Raw genomic sequence first — 16,539 nt, 5'->3', positions numbered from 1 at the left:
TATTAATTATTAGAAGTTAAGTAGTTAATCTGGATGATATTGTCATTGTACATTTTCAGTGTATCTAAGTACTTATTGACAGTTTCTAAAGCTTGGTTGATCAGCATTACATATTCTAGATAGTTGATATCTCCGTTGATGAATTGTAATTGGGCTGTTTTCGTAATTGTATCAGAATTATCAAAAGAGAAACTCTCATATTTATTTAGAATATCTTGGTTATTCTGATGTGCTATTAACAACTGTTGATAACGTGAGTTCATAAGATCTCTAGTCATCACGTATTCTGCTTCTGCTACTTCTTCTGCTACTTTGGCACTTTTAATACGACCTCGCTGCCCACTAGTGAATAAGGGTAGTGAGATGCCTACCTGAAAGGAGTGGAAACGATTATTTCTGTCGTAGTATACATCGTTAGCAGCCATTCCCATAAAGCTACTGTTATGATAAGCGGCTTGTAGGTTAGGGAGTTGTTTAGAGCGTTCTAGTTTAGTTTGTTCTTGTGCAATTATCTTTTGATTTTCTATCAATTGTAGCACAGGGTTATTCTCTAAGTCACTTTCTAGACTAGATAGGTCTAACTTTTTCTGTTCTAAAATAGGAATGATGTTCTCAGATGTATTTAGTAAATACTGGAGCTGAAGTTGGATTAACTGCTTTGTTTTTTGTACTTCACCTAATTGTGCTTGAATACTTAGTTGTTGATTCTGAGCCATTGTTTTTTCTAAGATATTACTCTCCCCTTTTTGTAGACGAAGAGTAGCCTTGCTGTAGAAATTAGCGTACAGACTGTCTGCACGTAGTAATAGTGCCTCTTTCTCTTGCCAATAGATAAAATCATAGAAGCTCTGCGTGACTGTTTTCTTTAGTTCATATCCTTTTAGGTTAAGGTTATAGATGCTTTGTCGATGTTCGGCTTTGTACACGTTCTTCTGTTTATTATATACCGTAGGAAAAGCAAAGTCCTGAGCAATAGAGAATTTATTGTCCGTATAAGGACCGTTTATCTGTCCAAACTCTCCTGTGATCGTTGTTTGTTGTATATCTGTGGCTGTTCTAATAAATGCTTTAGCATATTCTGTTTTTAGTTTTTCTGCACGGATAGTACTGTTATTCTCTATCGCTTGGGCTAGGGCATTCTCTAGGCTGATAGGTGTCTGTGCCTGAGCAGAAAGACCTAGTCCTAAAAAGATAGCAATAGCTGTTATCGCTTTTTTCTTTTTCATAAAGCTGAAGTGTAATTTTTGTTCAAATGTGATATATAACAACGGTAGTATAAATAGGGTAAGGAATGTAGCTAACATTAAACCTCCGATTACTACTGTTGCTAATGGGCGCTGTACTTCTGCTCCTGCACCGTTACTCAATGCCATAGGTAAGAAACCAAAGGATGCTACACAGGCAGTCATCAGTACTGGGCGTAGTCTAGATTTAGCTCCTCTAACTACGATGAATACGATGTTTTTTATTCCAGATTTCTGAAGTCTATTAAATTCAGCAATAAGTACTATCCCGTTTAGAACAGCTACACCAAATAGAGCTATGAAGCCCACTCCTGCACTAATACTGAACGGCATGCCTCTAAGTGCTAATAGGAATACACCTCCGATGATAGAAAGGGGGATGGCTGTAAAGATCATTAAACACTCTCTGATATCTCTAAAGGCAAAGAACAACAATAGAAATATCAAGACAAGTGCTAAGGGAACTGCTATGGCTAATCGCTCTTTTGCTTCGTTTAAGTTTTCGAATTGTCCTCCATAGGTAATTTGATAACCTGTAGGTAGTTTGATTTGCGCTTCTACTTTTTCTTGTAGCTCTTCTACTATACTCTGTACATCTCGATCTTTTATATTAAATCCTACGAATATTCTACGCTGTGCATTCTCACGTTGGATTTGATTAGGGCCTTCTTTTATTTCTACATTCGCTAATTGATTTAACGGAACTTGATTACCTAAAGGAGTAGGTATTAAGAGATTTTCGATATCAGATAAGTTTTTTCGATTGGTCTCATCCATACGAACAACCATGTCAAAGCGCTTTTCTCCTTCATACACCATACCTGTGCTCTGACCGGCTAGTGAAGAATTGACTATTCTATTAATCTCTGCTATGGATAGTCTGTAACGCGCAATAGCAGGACGATTATACTCAATCATTAATTGCGGCATTCCTGTTACAGGTTCTACATATAGGTTAGTAGCTCCTTTTACACCATTGGCTATATTACCTATCTTGCCTGCTATTTCAGCTAATTGATCAAGGTCTTCACCGAATACTTTGACTACGACATCCTGTCTAGCACCTGTCATTAGTTCGTTGAAACGCATTTGTACAGGGAATTGGAACCCTACAGTTACACCTGGTACTTCTTCTAATGCTTTAGTCATCTTCTCTGCTAGTTCTGGAAAAGTCTTTGCTGATGTCCATTCCTTCTTGTCTTTTAGGATAACCATCATATCACTAGCGTCCATAGGCATAGGATCTGTAGGTACTTCTGCACTACCGATCTTAGTCACTACTTTCTCTACTTCAGGGAAGCGTGATTTAAGGATATGTGCAGTCTTTTGTGTACTTTCTATTGTGGTGGTTAATGTACTTCCATTTAGTACTTTTGTGTCTACTGCAAAGTCTCCTTCTTCAAGGGAAGGAATGAACTCACCTCCTAAAGTAGATAAGACGTATAGGGCAATAGCAAATAGGACTCCTACAATAGCATAGATTGTTTTTGGTATTTCTAATACTTTGACAAGACATTTTTGATAGAACTTCTCTAGTTTAGCTATTACTCTTTCAGAGAAGTTAGGTTTATGAGTTACTTTTCGGCTCATAATTAGAGAGCTCATCATTGGTACATACGTTAATGATAATAAGAATGCTCCTAATAAGGCGAAGGCTACTGTCTGAGCCATAGGTTTAAACATTTTACCTTCGATACCTTCTAATGTAAGAATAGGGATGTATACGATAAGAATGATAATCTGACCAAAGACTGCACTGTTCATCATCTTAGATGCTGAGTGTACTACAGTCTTATTCATATCTTCTTGAGACAGTCTATTCATTGATTTATACCTGGCGTTATGGGAGAACTGATGGAGGACAGCTTCTACAATAATAACTGCTCCATCTATTATTAATCCAAAGTCTAGAGCACCCAAACTCATTAGATTACCACTTACTCCGAAAAGATTCATCATACAAATAGCAAATAACATCGCTAGGGGTATAATAGAGGCCACTAGTAGTCCTGCTCTCATATTTCCTAAGAATAGGACTAGTACAAATACGACGATAAGGGCTCCTTCAGTTAGATTGGTCTCTACAGTACCAATGGCATTATTAACCATTTTAGTACGATCAAGGAAAGGTTCTATAACAACGCCTTCAGGTAAAGTCTTTTGGATTTCAGCTACTTTTTCTTTGACATTTTTGATGACATCATTACTGTTTTCTCCTTTAAGCATCATTACGACAGCACCTGATACTTCGCCTTTATCATTATAAGTCATGGCGCCATATCGTGTAGCATGTCCTATCTGTACTTTAGCTACATCTCTTATTAGAAGAGGTAGTTCAGTATTCTTAGAGGTTATAGCTATGTTCTCAATATCCTCTATAGTGGCTACTAATCCTTCTGTGCGTATATATAGTACAGTTGGCCCTTTTTCTATATAAGCTCCTCCTGTATTCTCATTGTTGTTTTCTAGAGCAGAGAACACATCGTTAATCGTAATGCCATAGGCGTCTAGTTTGTTGGAATTAACGGCTATTTCATACTGTTTTAGTTTTCCTCCAAAGCTGCTGACTTCGGCTACTCCTTTAACAGAGAGTAATTGACGGCGTACAATCCAATCTTGTATTGATCTCAGTTCTGTAAGGTCAAACTTGTCTTCATATCCTTCTAATGGTCTTACTACATACTGGTATATTTCTCCTAGTCCTGTAGATATAGGACCTAGTTCTGGTTGTCCAATATCTTGTGGGATATCTGCTTTAATTTGATTTAAGCGTTCTCCTACTTGTTGTCTTGCCCAATAGATATCTACGTCTTCGTCAAATACAATAGTCACTAGCGATAATCCGAAACGAGAGAAACTTCTCATATTCTTAATTCCTGGAATATTACTATTCGCTTGTTCTATAGGGAAGGTTACTAATCGCTCTATATCTGTAGCTCCATAAGAAGGGGCAACTGTAATGACTTGTACTTGGTTATCTGTGATATCAGGCACAGCATCAATAGGTAGTTTAGATGTCTGATAGATACCAACACCGATTAGAGCTAATACAAATAGCCCAATGATGAGTTTATTCTTTACAGAAAACTCAATTATTTTATTTAACATGATTCTAGTCTGTTAATACGTTAAAATTGCGTGATAGGTATAGCTAACTTCTCCATGTATAAATACACAGAAAGCTAACTTATTCTTTGCGATAAGGTATTAACAGTATTTAGGCGGTTGCCAAATAGAGGATAGGTAATTGCTCTCAACTTCATCTTCGTTGAAAGCGTGTATTTTATTATCAAGTATATTAAACTTAATACGGTCTATTTTTAGAATAGGAGTAGGGGTAACGATACCTATTATGCTGACAAAATGTGTATGTGTAACAAAAGGAAGCTTCTCATCCATAGGATCTCCTTCTTCTTTATGACTTTCACTGTAATGTATCTGTAAGAATCCCCAAATAGATAAATCTGGATTACTTGTCGTATGCTCAATATAATGTTCAACCAATAGAGGAAACTTCAACACCTGACCTAGCTCAGTTGTCGAAATTAAAAAGAGTGCCATAAGAAATATTGCTATTTTTCTTTTCACTTTAATTGGTTGTTTGTGAATTGACTAATACAAAGTTACTAATTACTTGTATAATTGTGACGCAAGATAGTAATTTGTATTTATTCAAAGTAAATATACTGTTAAGTTCTAATAAGATTTTAATAAAGTATAGAATTACTAGAAACAGATACAAAAAAAGCACCTATCTCTAAAGTGTAGGTGCTTAGTATTTTTATGATAAAAAACTATCTTCGTCAAAGTCATATTCCTTATTGAAGAAAACTGAATCACTGTGAATAGCTTCAAAGTGTTCTTCTATTTTTTCTAAGGTATAGATAGTTTCTAATTGTCTCCAATGTTCTCTAGTTAATGGTAAGAATGCTAATGTATCTGATCCATCTGATATTTTGCAAAAGCGAATTTCATAATCAGGTTGTAATATACTGTTAAGCCATATAATCGTATCATCTCTATCTACAATGATATGAGTATGAACCTTATTATCATAATTTACCTTTAGCTGTAGTTGTTCATTTGGTAGGTCTTCTATAGACGCTGATAGATGCCCTGTCTGAAGACATGTTTCTATATATTCTACTATTGCATCATCGTAATCACTCCAATCTACCCAGATCACTAAATCGCTCTGTAAAGAGTGAAAATCTTCGTATAGACCTGTTTCGAAGTACTTCTCTAAAAGTGTTATTTTGTCTTGCATATATAATGGTTAAGCGTTTATATCATTCCTAGAATCCCTAACTAAATTACTGTAAATTAAGTAAAAATAAAAGGCTTAAAAGTTAAAATAAGCCTTTGTATAGATTAATACTAACACAAATATTATGCTAAGATTATCGCTAGTAGTTCTTATTCATTAAAAGGTTCAAACTCTCTTTCTGGAAATGCCTCAGTTAGTATTCCTTTTGAGCAAAGCCATTCTATAGCTTCATACAGATTATTTCCTAAAGCATAGATGTTCTCTTCATATCTAGGCAATACAAAATAGGTATTGTTATAGAATATAATCTCATCTCCATCAAAAGTATCTCCTATGCAAACCCCTTCTAATACCTGTTCTTTAGTTAATACATCTTTGCCATCATCCCAGAAGTAGTATTGTGTTACTCGTTCTAACCATTCTTTTCTCTCTGCAACAATTCGATTAGGAGCATAGATACGGATATATGTACCTCCTAGTATACCTACCCCATATTGTAAAATATAGGTCTTATAATCTTCTTCAAAGCGGAAGTCTAGTAGTTGTTCACAATTGTTGATATCCTCGACAGAAGGCAATACTAGTTCTGTGGATTGTGTATGGATATTAGGTTTGACGGTGTAATGATTGAATTTATTCATCTATATATTTATCTTCTATTTTATTTAAACCTTCTTTAAAGTCTTTATTGATTTGATACAATTCTTCAATCGCAACAGGATTGATAGAAGTAGAATCAATCTGCTTTCCTTCTTTAGTCCACAAAGGAGGGAAGATATGTAAAGCCTGATCTAACGGAAGTTGTGCTATATCTTCTTTCCATGTATTCCATCTAAAGTCTTGATAAAACTGATCTACATTACCAGCTATGAAAAAATAAATTAAATCTGAATAACTGATATCAAGCGACTCAAAGTCTAATGTATCAGGCGCAAAGTAATATACCTTACCAATGTCCTCTCCTAGACCTCCACTATTGATACAGAAATAACCACCTAATACATCTAACGCGACAATGTAGTAGCCATTAGATTGATTGTTTTGATCTATTGTTTTGCCTTTGTTCCATTGATAACTAGAAGGTAGTGTTTCTGTTCCTCCACCTAGTACTCTGATCCATCCGTTGTCTATTAGTAGCCCTCCAGTCTCATATACTATTGCTCCTAATGGAGAACGTGTTGTTACTTGAAGTTGTAAGAGAGCTTCTTCAGCTATCTCTTTATTATATTGAGGCAATAATGCTATTGGTCTTACTGCATCGTTTAGCCATTCATTGATAAGGGCAATTCCTGGTTCTTCTGTGTTTATTAAATCAGCAAGTGATTTCATGTTTTATTTTTTGGCAAAATACAAAAAAAGGTTGTCTATTTAGACAACCTTTTTATAAAGTATGTATATATGTTTAACTACCTAAAACTGCTGCTGTAGCAAAAAGAGTTAGTGTCAATATAAAGAGAATAACACCTATTAATGAAATCACTAAACCAGCTATAGCTAATCCTTTAGGCTTTCTAAATACTCCGATTGCAGAGAAGATTAACCCTAATAACCAGCATATTCCATTTATAAAAGGAAGCCAAAACAGAAGAATAGCAACAATAGCCAAGATAAATCCTGCTAATCCAAGATTATTTTTCTCTGGAACTACAGGAGGATAATAAGCTTGTTGTTGATTGTATCCTTGTTGATTATAGTTTGACTGTGGAGGAGGAGGTGTAGATCTAACTTCTTGCTCTATTTCTCTCTCAAGTTCTTTTGCTGCCTCTACTACAGGCTCAACAACTTCTTCTTTTATCGTTTCAACGATTGGTTCAACAACTTCTTTCTCGATGTTATCTACTGTCTCTTCGATAGATGAAGTTACTTTATCAACAATTGATTCTTCGTGTTTAGCTTCTTCAGATGAAGGTACGGGAGGAGGAGTATGCTCTGTATGTTCAGAAGCTTTCTTTCCTTCTAGGTTTTTATTATCTTCCATAGTGGCTATATTTTATTAGATCAAATATAGGTTTTATTTAATAAATAAAATATACTTATATATTTAAAAATAAATATTTAATTAACTCTTTTTGGCTAAAATAATAGTGATTGTTCTTTTTTATTTCTTTGCTGTTAATTTTAAAGGTGTTTTTTTAAGAAATAAGAGAGTAAGGATTAGGGAATAGAATGCCTTTGAGTAGAGAGGGAGAAGTAGATAAAAAAAGCCCTTTAGCTATCTGACTAAAGGGCTGTTGAATTTATTAAAGAGGAATATTTCCGTGTTTTCTGTTTGGCATATTTACTTCTTTATGTTCTAACATAGAGAATGCCTTAAGCAGTTTTCTACGAGTGTCATGAGGAAGAATTACTTCATCAATGAATCCTCGTTGTGCTGCTCTGTATGGAGTAGCAAATTTATCTGCATATTCAGCTTCTTTCTCAGCTAATTTTGCTGCAGGATCTGCTGCTTCTGCTATTTCTTTCTTAAAGATAATCTCACTAGCCCCTTTAGCTCCCATTACTGCAATTTCGGCATTTGGCCAAGCAAAGTTCATATCTGCTCCGATGTGTTTAGAGTTCATCACATCATAAGCACCTCCATAGGCTTTACGAGTAATCACAGTTACTTTAGGCACTGTAGCTTCACTTAATGCATACAGTAACTTTGCACCGTGTACGATGATGCCATTCCACTCCTGATCTGTACCAGGTAAGAATCCAGGTACATCTACTAAGACTAATAGAGGAATATTAAAAGCATCGCAGAATCTAGTGAAACGAGCGGCTTTAATAGAGCTGTTTACATCTAAACATCCTGCTAAGAACATAGGATTATTAGCCACAATACCTACACTTTTGCCTCCTAGTCTAGCGAAACCTACTACGATATTCTCAGCGTAGTCTTTGTGTATTTCGAAGAAAGAACCTTCATCTATGATATGATTAATTACCTCTTTCATATCATAAGGCTTATTAGAGCTCTCAGGTACTATCTCATCTAGCTCATATCTATACTCTTCACCTATGGTATATGGAAGACTCATTGGCTTCTCCATATTGTTTTGAGGCATATAAGATAGTAACGTTTTCACGTCCTCTAGACACGCTACATCATTAGGAGAGGTAGTATGAGCTACTCCAGACTTCGTAGAGTGAGTACTCGCTCCTCCTAATTCTTCTGAAGTCACCTCTTCGTTAGTCACTGTTTTTACAACGTTAGGCCCTGTTACAAACATATAACTAGAACCTTCTACCATCATCGTGAAGTCAGTCATCGCAGGAGAATATACTGCTCCTCCAGCACATGGCCCCATAATAGCAGATAGCTGAGGTATCACACCAGATGCTTGTACATTGCGGTAAAAGATATCTGCATATCCACCTAATGATCTTACACCCTCTTGTATACGTGCTCCTCCAGAATCGTTTAGTCCTATCATGGGCGCGCCCATTTTAAGTGCCATATCCATTACTTTACAGATTTTCTCTGCATGAGTTTCAGAAAGTGCTCCTCCGAATACGGTAAAGTCTTGTGCGAATACATAGACTAAGCGACCGTTGATCGTTCCGTACCCAGTCACTACACCATCTCCGTGATATACTTCTTTATCCATACCGAAGTCAGTCGTACGGTGCGTCACTAGCATACCGATCTCTTCAAATGAACCTTCGTCTAGTAGGTATTCTACACGTTCACGAGCAGTAAGTTTTCCTTTGCTGTGTTGTGTATCTATTCTTTTTTGCCCTCCGCCTAGTTTAGCTTGGGCTTGTATTTCTTGTAATTTGTTTATTTTCGGATTCATAGGTTCTTAGTTTGGTAATCGAAGTTGTTTTTGGTCTTCTAAATACATTTGTAGCGCAAGGTATGCTGCTATCTCTGCTTCATCTTTATACTCTTCTTTGATTAGATCAGCATTGTAGTATTTTTTCACGAAGTTTGTGTCAAAATGACCTTCTCTAAAAGCATTGTGTTCCATTACGAACTTACCGAATGGCAATGTCGTACTGATACCTTTTACCTTATATGCTTTAATGGCTTCGATCATTATCTCTATAGCCTCCTCACGTGTCTGCCCATAAGTAATTAACTTGGCTAACATCGGGTCATAGTAGATAGGTACATCCATTCCTTCTTCTATACCGTTATCTACACGGATACCCTCTCCAGTAGGTAGTTGATAGATTTCTAAGTTTCCTACACTAGGTAAGAAATCATTTAGAGGGTCTTCGGCATAGATACGAAGTTCCATAGCATGTCCTTTGATCTCTAAATCTTCTTGTGTAAAAGGAAGCTTCTCTCCACGAGCTACCTTGATTTGCATCTCTACTAGGTCTAATCCAGTGATTAATTCCGAGACAGGATGCTCTACTTGTAGACGAGTGTTCATCTCTAAGAAGTAGAAATTAAGGTGTTCATCTATTAAGAATTCTACCGTACCAGCTCCTACATAATCACAAGATTTGGCTACCTTAATAGCGGCTTCTCCCATAGCTTTACGCACTTCAGGAGTTAGTACAGCAGAAGGAGCTTCTTCTATTACTTTTTGGTGGCGACGTTGAATACTGCATTCTCTTTCAAATAAGTGAACTACGTTACCGTGTTTATCCGCTAACACTTGTATCTCAATGTGTCTAGGCGAACCTATATATTTCTCAATGAAAACAGAACCATCTCCAAAAGCATTGGTTGCTTCAGAAATAGCGCGTTGCATTTGACTTTCAAATTCTTCTTCTTTTTCTACGATACGCATCCCTTTTCCACCACCACCAGCAGCAGCTTTGATTAAGATAGGGAAGCCAATTTCTTTAGCTACTTGTTTAGCTTTGGCTACGTCAGTGATAGCTTCATCTAGACCTGGTACCATAGGGATGTTATAGTCTTTTACGGTTTCTTTAGCAGCTAGTTTATTACCCATTACTTCTATAGCGTGTGTATCTGGGCCGATAAAGGTAATCCCAGCAGCATTACAGGCTAAAGCGAAGTTAGAGTTCTCACTTAAGAATCCATATCCTGGGTGGATACCATCTACATTTAATGATTTTGCTACTTCTAATATTTTATCTCCTAATAAATAAGATTGGTTAGAAGGAGCCTCTCCGATACATACAGCTTCATCAGCCATACGTACGTGTGGAGCATTACGATCAACAGTAGAGTACACAGCTACTGTCTTAATCCCCATTTTTTTAGCTGTAGTCATAATACGTACAGCTATTTCGCCACGGTTGGCAACTAATATTTTTTTCATCTTTATTCGAATTCAATTAACACTAATCCTTTATCAACAGTGGCACCTTTGGTCACGTTGATAGACTTAATAATCCCAGCTCTAGGAGAAGATAAGTTGTTCTCCATCTTCATAGCTTCTAAGATTAGTAAGTTGTCATTTTCAGCTACTTCTTGCCCTACAGTTACCAAAATATCTAGGATAAGACCAGGCATAGGAGCCTTGATAGAATTAACCTGCTTAGTAGAGTTTAAGGAGAAGCCTAATTGATTGATTAGCTTATCGAGTTCGGTTTGGATATTGACAGAATAGCTATTTCCGTTGACATTTACAGTATAGTTTTTGTCTGTAAAGTGGTTCTCAAGTATTTCCACGTCATAAGATCTGCTGTTTTTGAGTACGTGATATGTAGATTCATTTACACGAGATACATTGATGTCTCCTTGTAATAAATCTTCACTTTCAAAAACAGTATCAGCATTCACTTTTAATTGATACGTTTTATTCATTATATTTTTAGTTTTTGGTATTCGTAAATATAATTAAATGTGTGATATATAAATAATATTTATTGATAATTTAATTTTTTACTACACTATGGTGGAAATATTGTTTTTTTACAATAATTTTGGTTGATCCAGACTGTAAATAAATAAAATAAAAGAGGTTACAGGGTATTCGGGGAGATTCGTATACACTGGTTCTGTTAAGCTAATTTGCTCTATTTGGCATTGGGTCTTATTGTACTTGAGTCCGTAGTGAGTCCGTTATGAGTCTGTAGTGATTCCGTTATTTTGTGCTAAACAACGGAGTAATTATGGAGGGATAAGATACTAAGTGTGCTAAGGTGTAAAACTAGTCTGGAGGAAGTGTGAAAAGAATGTAGAGGGAGGGTAAAGGCTAGTATAAAAAGAAAAAGGTAATCTCTAGTTAGAAATTACCTTTTGTAATAGTTATTATTCTTCGTCTTTGTTTTCTAAAGGATTCCATCCTCTTGATTTTAAAGGAATTTTAGTGTTTGCTCTTGAGATAAGATGAACACCTTCACTCTCTTGCGTTGTGTGACCTATCACTGTTAAGTTTGGATTACCCTTGATTTTGTCAAAGTCTTCCATTTTAATAGTGAATAACAGTTCATAATCTTCTCCACCATTGATAGCCATCGTAGTAGCATCGATATTAAACTCTTCGCAAGTGTTCATAAACTGAGGATCTAAAGGAAGCTTCTCTTCATATAGATTACATCCTACTTTAGAACTTTTGCAAATATGCATGATTTCAGAAGATAAGCCATCAGAGATGTCTATCATCGCTGTAGGTTTTACACCTAGATCTGCTAATAGCTGTTTGATATCTGTTCTCGCCTCTGGTTTTAACTGTCTTTCGATGATGTATTCGTAGATAGATAAGTCAGGCTGATTATTAGGGTTTACTAAGAATACTTGTTTCTCACGCTCTAGGATTTGCAATCCCATATAAGCAGATCCTATATCACCTGTTACCACTAATAAGTCATTGTCATTCGCGCCACTGCGGTACACTAATTCTTCTTCTTTAGCTTTACCAATAGCTGTCACGCTTATAATTAACCCTTTTTGTGATGAGGTAGTATCTCCACCCACTAAGTCTACTTTATAATACTTACACGCTAAGGCGATGCCTTCGTATAACTCATCTAGAGCTTCTAGTGGAAAACGATTAGACACTGCGATAGATACTGTGATCTGTGTAGGTACGGCATTCATCGCACAGATATCAGATAGGTTTACTACTACAGCTTTGTATCCTAAATGCTTAAGAGGAGAGTATGCAAGGTCAAAGTGTACTCCTTCGATTAATAAATCTGTAGAAACAACTACTTTATCTTCTCCAAAAGACAATACTGCAGCGTCATCTCCAATGCCTTTAGTTGTACTCTCGTTTTCTATTGTAAAGTTTTGTGTTAAATGTTCTATTAATCCAAACTCACCTAAATGTCCTATATCTGTCTTAGATTGATTTTTATTCTCGATCATCTTATATCTGCTTTATTTTAAAGTAATGCAAAGGTAAAAAGAAAAGGCGATAGATTTATTTCTATCGCCTTTTAAACTATAAGTTAGCTCTTTTAAAATATTTAAAATAGCCATTATATGTATTGAAGTCCGGTACTAGACTAGCGTAGTAGCTAGGGTCTTCTTCTTCTATTATTTGTAACAGAGAGCGCCATATTTCTATTTCAGTAATGATCTCTCTAGCATAGTATTCGATATCATTTATCTCAAGGCCTTTATAGTAAGTAAGTGCTTCTTGAGATTTTTGAATTAATTCTTTAGCCATTTGACGAGCATTTTCTTTTTCGCCAACTTTATAAGAACCTTCTACGAATGGATGTACTACTTCGTATAAACCATAGTATTTGATCGGCATATTCGTCATCGCTATATCGATAACTTTCTTCGCTTTCTCTTCTTTACCTTCTAGTAATAACTGTTCCATCAGTCTAGCAAGGTTGATACGGTAGCTCAATGCATTACGTCTAGTCTGAGGATCGTGATAGATTTTATCACTTCCCATATTGCCCCAGTACCACTTCGTTACGATATCATACATTCTATCTGCGTCTATAGAGCCTCTGTCTAGCGGATGAGAGCTCTTTGTAGCAGATTTCAGAGGAACTAGTTTGTATACTAAACCGCTTAACTGCAAGTAGTCTTTCATCCAGATGAAATCATCATCTCCCCAGCTACCTCCAGAGAAGTATATAGGTCTTTCCCAGTTATTATTAGCTACTATATCTAGCATGATAAGGCGGTGCTTATAAATAGCTTGATCTTTAATATCAATGTCCAGATAAGGTAATATATCTTTTCTTAAGTGAGGAGATACGATATTGTGTTTCGCGATATTAGCACTATCTACAGGTATTCTGATTTGATTAGTAGGAGCGATATACAATGTAGTTCCTGCCTCTGTCTTAATCTTTGTTCTATCGTCATCAGATTTAATGAAGTTAAGAAGAGAGTTGATGTCTATTCTTTCTTCGATCATCTTGTTTACGATGATAGCATCTCTTTTATTACCTACATATTGATCGTGTGTGAAGGAGATCGGTAGAGGCTCTGAGTCATACGCTTTTGCTCTCATCTGGTCAATATACCAGTCTAATGGAAGTAAACTCGTACATACTACTCTTACGTCTGTTCTGTATCCTTCTACATCTTGTAGATACCACAGTGGGAATGTATCGTTATCTCCAATAGTAAATAAGATCGCATTCGGATCACATGAATCTAAATATGCTCTAGCATTAGCAAGGGCTGTATAACGATCTGAACGGTCGTGGTCATCCCAGTTTTGTTGTGCTAATAATACAGGAGCTGCGAATAATGATACAACTAGAACAGCTGGACCAGCTATTTTTGGTTGTACATATTTTTTAAGTCCGTCGAAGATAGCGTATACTCCGAATCCTATCCACATCGCGAATACATAGAATGCTGGTACTACAGCATAGTCACGTTCACGAGGTTCGAATGGGCGCTCGTTCAAGAATATTTTAAGTGCAAAACTTGTAAATAGGAATAACACTAATAATACCCAAAACATCTTAGGGTCTTTGCGATAGTGGAATACAATACCGATAAGCCCAAGTATAAAAGGTAAGAAGAAATAAGTGTTTCTACCTTTGTTTTCTAATGTGTCTGAAGGTAAGTTATCTTGAGATCCTAAGCGTATTTCGTCTAAGAATTTGATACCACTAATCCAGTTACCGTGTTGTAAGTCACCTTGACCTTGTACATCATCTTGTCTCCCTGCGAAGTTCCACATTAGGTAACGCCAGAACATATATCCGAATTGGTAGTCAAACATAAAGCCGATGTTACTAGCGAATGAAGGAACTTCGATTTCTAGGTATTCTCCATATTGATCTAGGAATTTATCAAGTCCGTCATAATCAATTTCTCCACTAGCAAGACCTTGTTTTACTCCAGATACTAATTCTTCTAACTCTTTTGTTCCAGCATATTGAGAAGATACCTTAAAGTCTAAAGGCTTAGTGTAACGCATATAGTTAACACGGTGATTCTTATCAGTACTCCACAGTCTAGGAAGGAATCCTTTATGAGTGCTATCGAAGTTTTGTCCTGCGTTTTTATATTCATTTACGATTTCATACTTACCTGTTTGGTAGTTTCTTTCGTAGTTTGGTTTCTCGTCTTTCCAAGGATTGTTTTTATCTAATCCTACATATTTTTTAGTGAAGTAAGAGTCGTAATAGATACTTTCTTCCCCATACTGTTCACGTTGGTAGTATGCTAATAGCTCTGAAGCATCAGAAGGCGTGTTCTCATTGATCACTACTTTTGCATTAGCACGGATAGGCAACATTATCCAACTCGTCAATCCAACAAATACAAAAAGAAGTGTTAGGATAAGTGTGTTTGCCATTATTTTATTCTTCTTCTCTGTGTATCTCAATCCGAATACAAAGAAGGCAACAATCAATAAGAAGGCAAATATAGTTCCACTGTTAAATGGCATTCCTATTGAGTTCACCATAAAGATCTCTGTCTTACCAAATAAGGCTAAGGTCTTAGGGAATAAGAAAGCAAAAAGGAAGAATAATACTCCTATAGCAGCGACATTAGCTATGATAAAGTTTTTGATTGTTACTTTCTGGTATCTTTTAAAGAAATATAGTAATGCGATAGATGGGACTGTCAATAAAGCCATTAGGTGGACTCCAAATGAAGCTCCGATAACTAATCCTATCAATAATAGCCAACGATTACCTTTAGGAGTGTTGATATCATCGTACCATCTTATACCTAAGTACAATAGAAGTGATGTTAGAAACATCGCAGAAGCATATACTTCAGACTCTACAGCATTAAACCAAAAACTATCTGTGAATGTAAAGGCTAATGAACCAACAGCAGCACTACCTAAAACAACGATGGCGTTAGGGTTCGTCCACTCACTTTTAGCAACGACGATTTTTTTAAGTAAGTTAGATAATGTCCAGAACATAAAAAGAATGGTAAACGCGCTGGAAATAACAGCGACCATGTTCACCATTAAGGCAACTTTATCTGGAGAGGTAGCAAACATCGAGAAGAAAGCTCCTAACATTTGATAAAAAGGTGCCCCAGGAGGGTGTCCTACTTGTAGTTTAGCAGAGGTAGCAATATATTCTCCAGGATCCCAGAAGCTCACTGTAGGCTCTACTGTTAGCGTATAAGTTAATAGAGCGATAGCAAAACATAGCCATCCTCCTATAACATTCCACTTCTTGTAATTGAATGTCAACATATTTGTAATTACTAGATATTTTATCAGATTGTATATACAAAGAAAAGATTTTTTTTGTGTTGCATGAAGGAATTAGAAAAAATTAATTTTTTTGAAAGAAAAGTTTGGAGATTATAAAAATAGTTATACTTTTGCATCCGCATTGATGAAGTAATTACGCTTTACGGTATGTAAAAAAGGTATTGGCCTATGGTGTAATGGTAACACAGCTGATTTTGGTTCAGTCGTTCTAGGTTCGAGTCCTAGTAGGCCAACAGAAAAGCCTCTTGATTTTTCAAGAGGCTTTTTTTATTTTAATTGTATGCAAAAAATAAAATGTTAAATTTTTTAATACTCCGTCTTGACTATGAGTATCTTAGCGAAATAGGGGGTTGAGAGTGATTAAAAAAGATATTTTATATTTGGAAGAATCAAAAAATGTGCTAATTTTGCATCCGCATTACTGAAGTAATTATGCCAAAGTAATGAAGTGGTATTGGCCTATGGTGTAATGGTAACACAGCTGATTTTGGTTCAGTCGTTCTAG

11 protein-coding genes and 1 tRNA gene are annotated in these 16,539 nt (G+C 36.0%); 1 reads left to right on the top strand and 11 read right to left on the bottom strand.

What is annotated here, in order from left to right; genetic code table 11:
* Nucleotides 1–2: 2 nt before the first annotated feature.
* The 11 genes from AABL85_RS12185 to AABL85_RS12135 all read right to left on the bottom strand — a co-directional run bounded on the left by AABL85_RS12185 (nt 3) and on the right by AABL85_RS12135 (nt 16,013).
* Nucleotides 3–4,352 carry a CusA/CzcA family heavy metal efflux RND transporter gene (locus AABL85_RS12185; protein ID WP_341310291.1) on the bottom strand — a complete coding sequence of 1,450 codons (4,350 nt, stop codon included), beginning with the start codon at nt 4,350–4,352 and terminating at the stop codon, nt 3–5.
* A 99-nt stretch (nt 4,353–4,451) separates the two neighbouring features.
* Nucleotides 4,452–4,805: a hypothetical protein gene (locus tag AABL85_RS12180; RefSeq protein WP_286415412.1), complete on the bottom strand. Its 354-nt coding sequence runs from the start codon at nt 4,803–4,805 to the stop codon at nt 4,452–4,454.
* Nucleotides 4,806–5,025: 220 nt separating this feature from the next.
* A complete protein-coding gene (locus tag AABL85_RS12175) occupies nt 5,026–5,511 on the bottom strand; it encodes a hypothetical protein (protein WP_286415414.1) in 486 nt (161 codons plus the stop codon).
* A 149-nt stretch (nt 5,512–5,660) separates the two neighbouring features.
* Nucleotides 5,661–6,152 (bottom strand): SMI1/KNR4 family protein, encoded by a 492-nt coding sequence (locus AABL85_RS12170; RefSeq protein WP_341310290.1) that lies wholly within the window; start codon nt 6,150–6,152, stop codon nt 5,661–5,663.
* Nucleotides 6,145–6,840, bottom strand: coding sequence for a DUF2625 family protein (locus AABL85_RS12165; protein ID WP_341310289.1), 696 nt, complete (start codon nt 6,838–6,840; stop codon nt 6,145–6,147). The genes AABL85_RS12170 and AABL85_RS12165 overlap by 8 nt, the downstream gene beginning before the upstream one ends.
* 73 nt (nt 6,841–6,913) lie before the next feature.
* Complete coding sequence (locus AABL85_RS12160) at nt 6,914–7,489, bottom strand: hypothetical protein (RefSeq protein ID WP_341310288.1); 576 nt, start codon at nt 7,487–7,489, stop codon at nt 6,914–6,916.
* 262 nt (nt 7,490–7,751) lie between these two features.
* Nucleotides 7,752–9,293 carry an acyl-CoA carboxylase subunit beta gene (locus tag AABL85_RS12155; protein ID WP_286415418.1) on the bottom strand — a complete coding sequence of 514 codons (1,542 nt, stop codon included), beginning with the start codon at nt 9,291–9,293 and terminating at the stop codon, nt 7,752–7,754.
* Nucleotides 9,294–9,299: 6 nt separating this feature from the next.
* Nucleotides 9,300–10,739 (bottom strand): acetyl-CoA carboxylase biotin carboxylase subunit, encoded by a 1,440-nt coding sequence (gene accC / locus AABL85_RS12150; protein WP_006259843.1) that lies wholly within the window; start codon nt 10,737–10,739, stop codon nt 9,300–9,302.
* Between the two features lie 2 nt (nt 10,740–10,741).
* Entirely contained in the window at nt 10,742–11,227 is a 486-nt protein-coding gene (locus tag AABL85_RS12145) for an acetyl-CoA carboxylase biotin carboxyl carrier protein subunit (RefSeq protein ID WP_286415421.1), read from the bottom strand.
* 447 nt (nt 11,228–11,674) lie between these two features.
* Complete coding sequence (thiL, locus tag AABL85_RS12140; RefSeq protein ID WP_041894723.1) at nt 11,675–12,733, bottom strand: thiamine-phosphate kinase; 1,059 nt, start codon at nt 12,731–12,733, stop codon at nt 11,675–11,677.
* 76 nt (nt 12,734–12,809) lie between these two features.
* The gene (locus tag AABL85_RS12135; RefSeq protein ID WP_341310287.1) at nt 12,810–16,013 is read right to left on the bottom strand and encodes a DUF2723 domain-containing protein; all 3,204 of its coding nucleotides are present in this window, start codon (nt 16,011–16,013) and stop codon (nt 12,810–12,812) included.
* Between the two features lie 183 nt (nt 16,014–16,196).
* On the opposite strand from AABL85_RS12135, the gene AABL85_RS12130 reads away from it, so the two are divergent.
* Nucleotides 16,197–16,267: transfer RNA gene (locus tag AABL85_RS12130), tRNA-Gln, on the top strand.
* The last annotated feature ends 272 nt before the right edge of the window (nt 16,268–16,539 follow it).

The organism is Myroides odoratimimus (genome assembly GCF_038039805.1).
In the GTDB taxonomy this organism is placed as follows: Bacteria; Bacteroidota; Bacteroidia; order Flavobacteriales; family Flavobacteriaceae; genus Flavobacterium; species Flavobacterium odoratimimum_B.
The sequence above is the reverse complement of the archived record's forward strand: the minus strand, read 5'-3'. Positions and strand labels throughout refer to the sequence as shown.